Below are 7,957 nucleotides of genomic sequence, written 5' to 3'. Positions count from 1 at the left end.
CACCCGCCCTCCCCCGGCGCCCCGGCCGTCCCGGTGACGTACTCGCTTTTTGCCGTCGGCGGGGACGGCGAGGACCTCCGCAAGACGGTGCTGTCCGACTGGCTGCTGGCCGTGGAGGCCGACGCCGGCGACTGGTCGGCGGAGCGGATCGAGCTGCTGCACGGCGTCAGCCGGCTGATCGCCGTCGAGCGCGAGCAGCGGGAGGCCGCCCGCGCGGTACGCCGGCGGCTCGCGCAGGAGGTGCTGGACCTGGTCCAGGCCGGCGCGCCGCCCGCGGACATCGCGGCCCGGCTGCGGATGGCGGCGCCCGTCCTCCTGCCGGGGCTGGGCTCGTCACCGGCCTGGCAGGTGGTGGTCGCGGGCGTGGAGTGGCGGGACGCGCGCTTCCCCGCCGGGCCGGTCGCCCGCTCGCTGCTGGAGGAGGTGCTGGCCGACCCGCGCGGCGACGGCATGGAGGCGCTGGACCGCTTCGCGGTGGCGCAGAGCGGGGACGAGGCGGTGGCGCTGGTCCCGCTGCCCGCCGAGCCGGAGGCGCCCGGCGAGCGCGGGCCCGCCGCCGGCGAGGACGGGGAGGCCCGTGCCGGTGTCGCCGGGCGCGGCCTGCGCGCGGACGGCCTGCTGGAGGCGGTACGCGGACCGCTCAGCCGGGGGCTCGGCGAGGACGGCCGGGTCACCCTCGGGGTGAGCGCCACCGTGGTGTCCGCCGAGGGCCTGCGCGGCGCCCTGGAGGAGGCGCGGCACGCCCGTCGGGTGGCGGCCGCCCGACCGGGCCCGGTGTGCGCGGCCGGCCATGAGGAACTGGCCTCCCACGTGCTGCTGCTGCCGTTTGTCCCGGACGACGTGCGCCGCGCCTTCACCGCCCGGCTGCTGGACCCGCTGCGGGACTACGACACGCGCCACCGCGCGGAACTCATGACCACGCTGGAGGCCTTCCTGGACTCCGACGGCTCCTGGACGCGCTGCGCGAGCCGGCTCCATCTGCATGTGAACACCCTGCGCTACCGGGTGGGGCGCATCGAGCAGCTGACGGGTCGCGACCTGTCGCGGCTGGAGGACAAGCTCGACTTCTTCCTCGCCCTGCGCATGAGCTGATCACGCGCCGAGGACGCGGGTCAGGGCGCCGCCGGCGGCGGTCAGCTCGCGCCAGTCGCCGGTCTCGGCGATCCTCCCGTTCTCCAGGACGGCGATCCGGTCGGCGCGGCGGATGGTGGCCGGCCGGTGGGCGATCACCACGGTCGTCCGCCCGGCCGCCCCGGCGCGCAGCGCGGCCGCCAGTTCCGCCTCGCCGCTGTTGTCCAGGTGGGCGGTCGTCTCGTCCAGGACCAGGACGCGGGGCCCGGCGAGCAGCGCCCTGGCCAGCGCGACCCGGGCGCGCTGGCCGCCGGAGAGCGTCGCGCCGCGTTCGCCCACCGGGCTTGCCATGCCCTCGGGCAGCGCGGCGGCGATCCGGTCGACGCCGCACAGCCGCGCCACCCGGGCCAGTTCCTCGTCGTCCGCCTCCGGCGCGGCAAGCCGCAGGTTCTCGGCGAGCGTGCCGTGGAACAGCGGCGCCTCCTGGCCGACGACGGCCACCGCGCGGCGCAGGTCGGCGTCGGCGACGTCCCGCAGGTCGAGCGCCGAGCCGTCGGCGGCGAGCAGTTGGACGGCGCCCTGCCGCGGGTCCCAGAAGCGGGCGATGAGCCCGGCGCAGGTGGACTTGCCGGCGCCGGAGGCACCGACCAGGGCGAGCGTCTGGCCGGGCGGCACGGTGAGTTCCACGCCGTCCAGTACGGGAACGCCGCCGTAGTCGAAGCGCAGCGCGCGCAGCCGCAGGCCCAGCGGCCCGCTCGGCAACGGCCTGGGCGCGGCCGGTTCCGGGGCGAGCGCCGGTGCGCGGACGCCGGCGCCGACCCGGGCGGCGGCGGCCCGCAGGCCCGCCGCCTGGCCGAGCGCGCGGGCGGCCTCGGCGACGGGGGCCAGTACGGCGAGCGAGAGGGCGAGCGCCGCCGGGACCCACGGCCCGTGCAGCCGGCCGGTGAGCGCCGCGTGTCCGGCGGCGGCGACCACCGCGAGCAGCGCGAGCACGATCAGCGTCTCGCGTACGGCGGCGGCGCCCGCCTCCCACACCGCCTCGGCGCGTTGCGCCCGGCCGACCCGTTCGCCCTGTTCGCGCAGGGCGGCGCGGCGCTTGTCGAGGGCGTCGAAGGCCAGCAGCTCCCGCAGCCCGTCGACGGTCTCCACGGTGTCGGCGGACAGCTTGGCGCCGGCGGCCCGGGTGCGGGCGCCGCGTGCCGCCCGCCCCCGCCCCTCCAGCACGGGGGCGAGCAGCAGCAGCGCCGCGCACGGCACGACGGCCGCCGCGAGCCAGGGGTCCAGGGTGGCGAGCACCGCGGTGCCGGCGCCGAAGACGGTGCCGGAGGCCAGGACGGAGGCGGTGGTGTGGGCGTAGAAGAACTCCAGCGCCTCGACGTCGGCCATCGCCGTGGCGGCCAGGTCGCCGCTGCGGCGGCCGGCGACGCGGGCGGGCGCGCTGCGCGCCAGCCCGTCGAAGACCCGCACGCGCAGCTCGGCGAGCACCCGGTAGGCGAGGTCGTGGGAGAGGTCCATCTCCCGCCAGGTGGCGAGCGCCCGCACCAGGACCAGCGCGACGAGCGCGGCCACCACCGCGCCGCCGGGCGCCCGGCCCTCGATGACGGCGACGCCGACGGTGTGCGCGGCGAGGGTCACCAGCAGGACGAGTGAACCCTGTTCGACGAGGGCGGCGGCCACCGTGCGGGCGGCCATGAGGCGGTGCCCGGCGAGCGCGGGAAGCAGCGCGCGCAACGCGCCGCGCGGCGGGCGTTCGGCGTCGGCGGGCTTGTTGCCGGGTGTGGTCGTGTCGAGGGTGCTGCTCATGCGGCGATTCCGCCTTCCCGGGTCCGGCCGGCGCGGTCGAGTGCGGCGTAGACGCCGTCGGCGGCGAGCAGGCTGCGGTGGTCGCCGACGGAGTCGACGCGGCCCTGGTCGAGTACGACGATGCGGTCCGCGTGGCGTACCGCGGCGAGTCGGTGGGCGACCATCAGCAGGGTGCGGCCGCCGGCGGCCTTGACCAGTTCGGCGGTGATGTCCGCCTCGCGGCGCTCGTCGACGGAGCTGGTCGCCTCGTCGAGGACGAGGACGGGGGCGTCGGCCAGCAGGGCGCGGGCGAGCGCGAGGCGCTGCCGCTGGCCGCCCGACAGGGTGGCGCCGCGTTCCCCGAGGACGGTGGCGTAGCCGTCGGGGAGCGCGGTGATCTCGTCGTGCACGCCGGCGCTGCGGGCGGCCCGTACCAGGTCGGCGTCGGTCGCGTCGGGCCGTGCCAGGCGCAGGTTGTCGGCGACGCTGGCGTGGAAGAGGTAGGTGTCCTGGGAGACGACGGCGATCTGCCGGCGGTGGGAGGCCAGGGTGTGGTCGGCGATGTCCCGGCCGTCCATCAGGATGCGGCCCTCACGCGGGTCGTGCTGCCGCAGCAGCAGCGCGAGCAGGGTGGACTTGCCGGCGCCCGAGGGGCCCACGATCGCGGTGATGCGGCCGGCGCGGGCGGTGAAGTCGACGCCGCGCAGCACGTCGGCGCCGTGGTCGCCGTAGCCGAAGCGGACGTTCTCGAAGCGGATCTCGGGCGCGGAACGGGCGGTGACGACGTGGCCGCCGAGGTCCGGCACCGCGGGCCGCAGGGCGCGCAGTTCGGCCAGGCCGTCGGCGGCGGAGACGCCCAGGTAGCCGGCGTGCCACTCCCGGGCCAGGTCGCGCACCGGGCGGAAGCACTCGGAGGCGAGCAGCAGGACGAGGTAGGTGCCGGCGGCCGTGGTGCGGCCGGTCGCGGCCGACCAGCAGGCCAGCACGGCCGCGGCGACGGTGCCGCCCTGGATCGCCAGGTCGGTCAGCCCGGTGTCGGCGAGGGAGACCCGTAGCTTGGCGACGGTCGCCCGGTGCAGGGCGGCGGACCGCTTCTCCAGGCGTCGGCGGGTACGGGCCACAGCCCCGGTGGCGCGCAGCGTCGGCATGCCCTGCAGCGCCTCCAGGTAGTCGGCGCCCAGTGCCTCGTAGCTGTCCCAGTGCTCCTTGCCGCGGCGGCTGAGCAGCCGGTCCCACAGCCGGGGCCCGAACAGCGCGAGCAGCAGCGCGGGCACCAGCCCGAGCAGCGCGTACGGCTCCACGGCGGCGACCGCGACCAGCAGCAGCGGGGGCGCGACGACGGTCACCAGCAGCTGCGGCAGGTAGCGGGAGACGTAGGCGTCGACGCCTTCGACGCCGTCGACGAGCGTGGTGCGCACGGCCCCCGCGCGGGTGGCGTCGAGCCGCGAGGGGCCGGCGGCGGCGAGCCGGGCCAGCAGGGTGTCGCGGAGCCGCACCCGGACCCGCGCCCCCGCCCGGGCGGCGGTGTCCCGCTGCCACCAGCCGAGGACCGCGCGGAGTGCCACCAGGGCCAGTACCGCGCCCAGCAGTGCCGGCACCCGGTGGGCGTCGCCGCCGGCGATGGCGGCCAGCGCGAAGGCGAGGGCGACGGCCTGGAGCAGGTGGGTGACGGTGACGGCGGCCAGCAGCCCGGTCGCGGCGAGCAGCGGCCGTCGGGCGGTGTCCGCGGCGCGACGCAGCTCGGGGTGGATCAACATGGTGGGTCCTCGGATGTGGTGGACGTCGGGTCGGACGTGCGGGGTCGCGGTCCGCCCAGGGCGAGGCCGTGGACCACCCAGTCGCGGCCGGGCGGGTCGCCGAGCGCGGCCCCGAGGTCGGCGCCCTGCCAGGAGCCGACGGGCCGGGCGGGGAGGCCGAGCCGGGCGGCGGTGAGCGAGGCCTGGTGCACGGCGTGGCCGGCGTGCAGGTGGGCGGCCCGGATGGCGGGCGGCGCGGCGTCCTCGGGGCAGCCGTAGCCGAGCAGTACGGCCCCCGTGTGGGCGAGCCAGCCCTGCCCTGCCGCCCATGCGGCCAGGGTGGGGCGGGCGTCACCGGCCGCCAGGCGGCGCAGCGGAGGCGGCACGGCGGTGGACGGGTGGCGGTCGTCGAGTTCCAGGAGGGCTTCCTGGTCGCCGGCGGCGACGCACCAACGCAGGTGCCCGCCATGGCGGTTGGCGGCGGCCAGCACCGCCGCCAGTGCCGCCGGGGGCGGCGTGCCGGTCAGCAGGGCGGGGTCCGCGCTTCTCCGGGCGGTGAGCGACCGCTGTGCGGTGGTGTCACCGGTGGCACGGTGGACGGCAGGCCGCAGTGTGACGGTCGCCAGCGGCTCGGGGCGCGTGCCGGTGAGGTCCAGGCGCGGCTCGGGGAGGCCGAGGGACAGCGCGGCGGCGTACAGCGCTCCCGCCGCGTGGCCGGTGTCGAGCAGCGCCAGCGGCCCGGCCCGGTGGCCGTAGTGGCTGCGGGTCCGCTGCATCGTCACCGAAAGGGCCACGGTCGCCCCGGCGGTCCCGAGCGCCGGCGCGACCGTGGCGGACAGGCGGTGGACGCGGTGGCGCAGCGGGTCGTAGCCGTAGCGCCCGGGCGGCAGCGTGCAACGCGCGCCGACGTCCAGAATCACGTCCACCGGATGGCGGCCGCCGGCGGAGGGGTTCGGTCGCAGCCGCCCGGAGGTCGGTGAGGCGGCCAGCGAGAGGCGGAGCAGGCTGTCCAGGTCGAGCCGGTCCTGGTCGGCGGGTGGCAGTGGGAGCGCCTCGCCGGGCCACGCCGGGACCGGCGGACCGGGTGGGGTGTCGGGGCCCGGTCGCAGGACGCTGCGGGCCAGGGCCAGTTGGGCGGTGAGGTCCTCCTCCGGCTCGGCTCCGGTGGTGAGGGGGGCTCCGTCGTGGACGGTGGTGTCGGGGTCGTGCGGGTACCGCATCGGCGGCCTCACATGTGCGGCGGCGGAGTGAGGGTGAAGTCGGCCGGCTCGACGGGCGCCGTCTCCCGCCAGCCCCGGGCGAGTGCGGCCTGCCCGAAGCGCGGGCAGCCGAAGTACCCGAAGGCGGCAGGGGCGTTGGGAACCAGGCCGGACACCAGCACGCGGGCGACGCGCAGTTCGGTTTCCCTGATGTCCTCGGTGGTGAGGTCGGCGGCGACGACGCGGTGGCCGCCGGCGTGCAGCCTCTCGTCCAGCTCCGCGCGCGTCGCGGCCGGGACCCGGTCGACCGGGACACGTCCGCCGGCCGGCGCGGTGAACCGTTCCGCCAACGGGTGCACCCGCTCGTCGAGCCAGACCTGGACGTGGGCGCCCAGGTCGCGGACGGACGCGAAGTGGGTGCCGCTGGAGTCGAGGTAGCGACCGTCGGCGCGGTGGTCGAGGTAGAGGCCGCGTGCCAGCAGGCCGGCGTCGACGGAACGGAAGACCCAGCCGTCGGCGTCGGTGACGCCGAGGGTGAACACCCAGGTGTGCACGGCCTCCAGGACCGCCTTGCGGGCGGCCTCCGCCGGGTCGAGGCGGCAGGCGAACCCGGCCGCGTACACCCCGCTCGCCGGGTCGAAGACCAGGGCCGCCATGCACGGTGCGAACTCGGAGGGCATCTCGACGATCCACACCCGCAGTCCGCTGCCGGCCAGGTCGGCGGCGAGGCCCGGCACGCTGTCGGGGTCGATCCCGCGCGCGGGCCCGCCCAGTTGCCACCACAGTTCCAGCGCGTCGCGTTCGACGACCTCCAACAGGCCGCGTTCCACCGCGTCGTCCAGGCCCTGGCCGGTGGCGATGCCGGCGTAGTTGAGGTGGTGGGTACGGGGCAGCGAACGCAGGTCGCCCTGACGCCAGTTCAGGTAGGTCAGGGACACCGGGGCCCAGCACTCGGCGCGCTCGCCGCCGGGCAGCAGCTCCTCGGCGCGCGCCCAGAGTGCCGGCGTGTCGCCGTCCAGCGGACGGTAGGGGAAGCCGGGTCGGTCGTACTGCCAGGGCGCGTTGCGCGGCACGTCGTCCGGGCCGTACAACCGCAGTCCCTTGGCGGTGAGTTCGTCGGCGGTGGCGCGCAGCGGTTCGTCGGGGTGGCCGGGCGGCGGTACCCGGTTGCCGCAGTACCGTTCCACGGCCTCCGCGACGGCGGCCAGGCGTGCGCCGTCCGGGTCGCCGAAGGTGGTGCCCAGTGAGACCCGGTCGGCGGGCCAGGCGCCCAGGTGGCGGGCGTCGGCGACCTCGGCGGTCATCGCGGTGTAGCGCGGCGGGGCGCCCTCGGGGTGCGGCACCGGCCCGACCGAGCGCACGACGCCGCACACGGGGTCGACCAGGGCTTCCAGCGGAAGGCTCGTCGGGCGGCTCATCGGCATATCTCCTGTAGGGGGTCGACGGATGCGGTGAAGGCGCCGCGTTCCAGGCGCGGCAGCAGCAGCACGCTGGCCTCGGGGATCAACTCCCGCTCGGACGGCAGGTGTTCGGTCGCGGTGAGCGGGTCCTGACCGGTGTGGGGGTTGCGGGCGTGCGCCGGGAAGTGGTGGCCGGCGACCTCCAGCCGCAGTCTCGTGCCGGCCGCCAGCCGCCGGGCGAGCCGACCGAGCGGGACGGTCAACGCGGCCGCGCTGTCCGGTCGGTGCTGTCGCCGGGCGATGCCGGTGGCCAGCGGCGCGGCGTGCCCGGCCGGGTCGACGGCGACAAGTCGGGCGACCCAGTCGGCGCTCGGTGTACTGGAGCGGGCGAGGAGCCGGACCTCGGCGGGGCCGAACAGGTCGAGCGGGCGCGGCAGCGGTCCGGTCGCCGCCACCGCTCGGTCCAACGGCTCTGGTAGCACGGTGAGTTCGTCGGACCGCACGGGCCGGTCGGGGTCGGCGGTGAAGCGTGCGCCGCCGAGCAGGCGGAGGCCGGCGGCGCCGTCGAGCGGCAGCGCGTGGCCGGGGGCGGTGCTGTCGGTGGTCAGCCACAGCGGGCTGCCGCCGAGTGCGACGACGCCGCGGCGGTCACGTGCGAGGGTGTCGGCGAGCGCGGCTCGCGTCCAGCGGGCGTAGAGCGCGCCGAGGGCGAGCCGGTGGGCGGGGTCGGCGTCGGGGCCGGGCTGGGCGGTCAGGCCGTGCCCCCAGG

Annotated in this window: 6 protein-coding genes; 1 reads left to right on the top strand and 5 read right to left on the bottom strand. The window is 77.5% G+C overall.

The window, feature by feature from the left end; genetic code table 11:
- Positions 1-1,092: PucR family transcriptional regulator (locus tag GL263_RS16560; RefSeq protein ID WP_182856496.1), on the top strand; the 1,092-nt coding region annotated here is incomplete at its 5' end.
- Here GL263_RS16560 and GL263_RS16555 read toward each other — a convergent pair.
- The 5 genes from GL263_RS16555 to GL263_RS16535 form a co-directional block, all read right to left on the bottom strand.
- The gene (locus GL263_RS16555) at positions 1,093-2,874 is read right to left on the bottom strand and encodes an ABC transporter ATP-binding protein (RefSeq protein WP_182856495.1); all 1,782 of its coding nucleotides are present in this window, start codon (positions 2,872-2,874) and stop codon (positions 1,093-1,095) included. It lies immediately after the preceding gene.
- Positions 2,871-4,610 (bottom strand): ABC transporter ATP-binding protein/permease, encoded by a 1,740-nt coding sequence (locus GL263_RS16550; RefSeq protein WP_182856494.1) that lies wholly within the window; start codon positions 4,608-4,610, stop codon positions 2,871-2,873. Before GL263_RS16550 ends, GL263_RS16555 begins: the two co-directional genes overlap by 4 nt.
- Positions 4,604-5,809 carry a nitroreductase family protein gene (locus GL263_RS16545; RefSeq protein WP_228456557.1) on the bottom strand — a complete coding sequence of 402 codons (1,206 nt, stop codon included), beginning with the start codon at positions 5,807-5,809 and terminating at the stop codon, positions 4,604-4,606. Before GL263_RS16545 ends, GL263_RS16550 begins: the two co-directional genes overlap by 7 nt.
- An 8-nt stretch (positions 5,810-5,817) precedes the next feature.
- The gene (locus GL263_RS16540) at positions 5,818-7,206 is read right to left on the bottom strand and encodes a YcaO-like family protein (protein ID WP_438947968.1); all 1,389 of its coding nucleotides are present in this window, start codon (positions 7,204-7,206) and stop codon (positions 5,818-5,820) included.
- Positions 7,203-7,957, bottom strand: a 755-nt coding sequence (locus GL263_RS16535; RefSeq protein ID WP_323379433.1) for a CocE/NonD family hydrolase C-terminal non-catalytic domain-containing protein, incomplete at its 5' end; no start/stop codon positions are given. The genes GL263_RS16540 and GL263_RS16535, both read right to left, overlap by 4 nt.

This window comes from Streptomyces durbertensis (genome assembly GCF_014156695.1).
GTDB classification, from domain to species: Bacteria; Actinomycetota; Actinomycetes; order Streptomycetales; family Streptomycetaceae; genus Streptomyces; species Streptomyces durbertensis.
This window is presented reverse-complemented; position numbering and strand designations above follow the sequence as displayed.

Coding starts and splice junctions, on each gene's coding strand:
- GL263_RS16540 (WP_438947968.1), bottom strand. CDS start 7,206: ATGAGCCGCCCGACGAGCCTTCCGCTGGAAGCCCTGGTCGACCCCGTG.
- GL263_RS16555 (WP_182856495.1), bottom strand. CDS start 2,874: ATGAGCAGCACCCTCGACACGACCACACCCGGCAACAAGCCCGCCGAC.
- GL263_RS16550 (WP_182856494.1), bottom strand. CDS start 4,610: ATGTTGATCCACCCCGAGCTGCGTCGCGCCGCGGACACCGCCCGACGG.
- GL263_RS16545 (WP_228456557.1), bottom strand. CDS start 5,809: ATGCGGTACCCGCACGACCCCGACACCACCGTCCACGACGGAGCCCCC.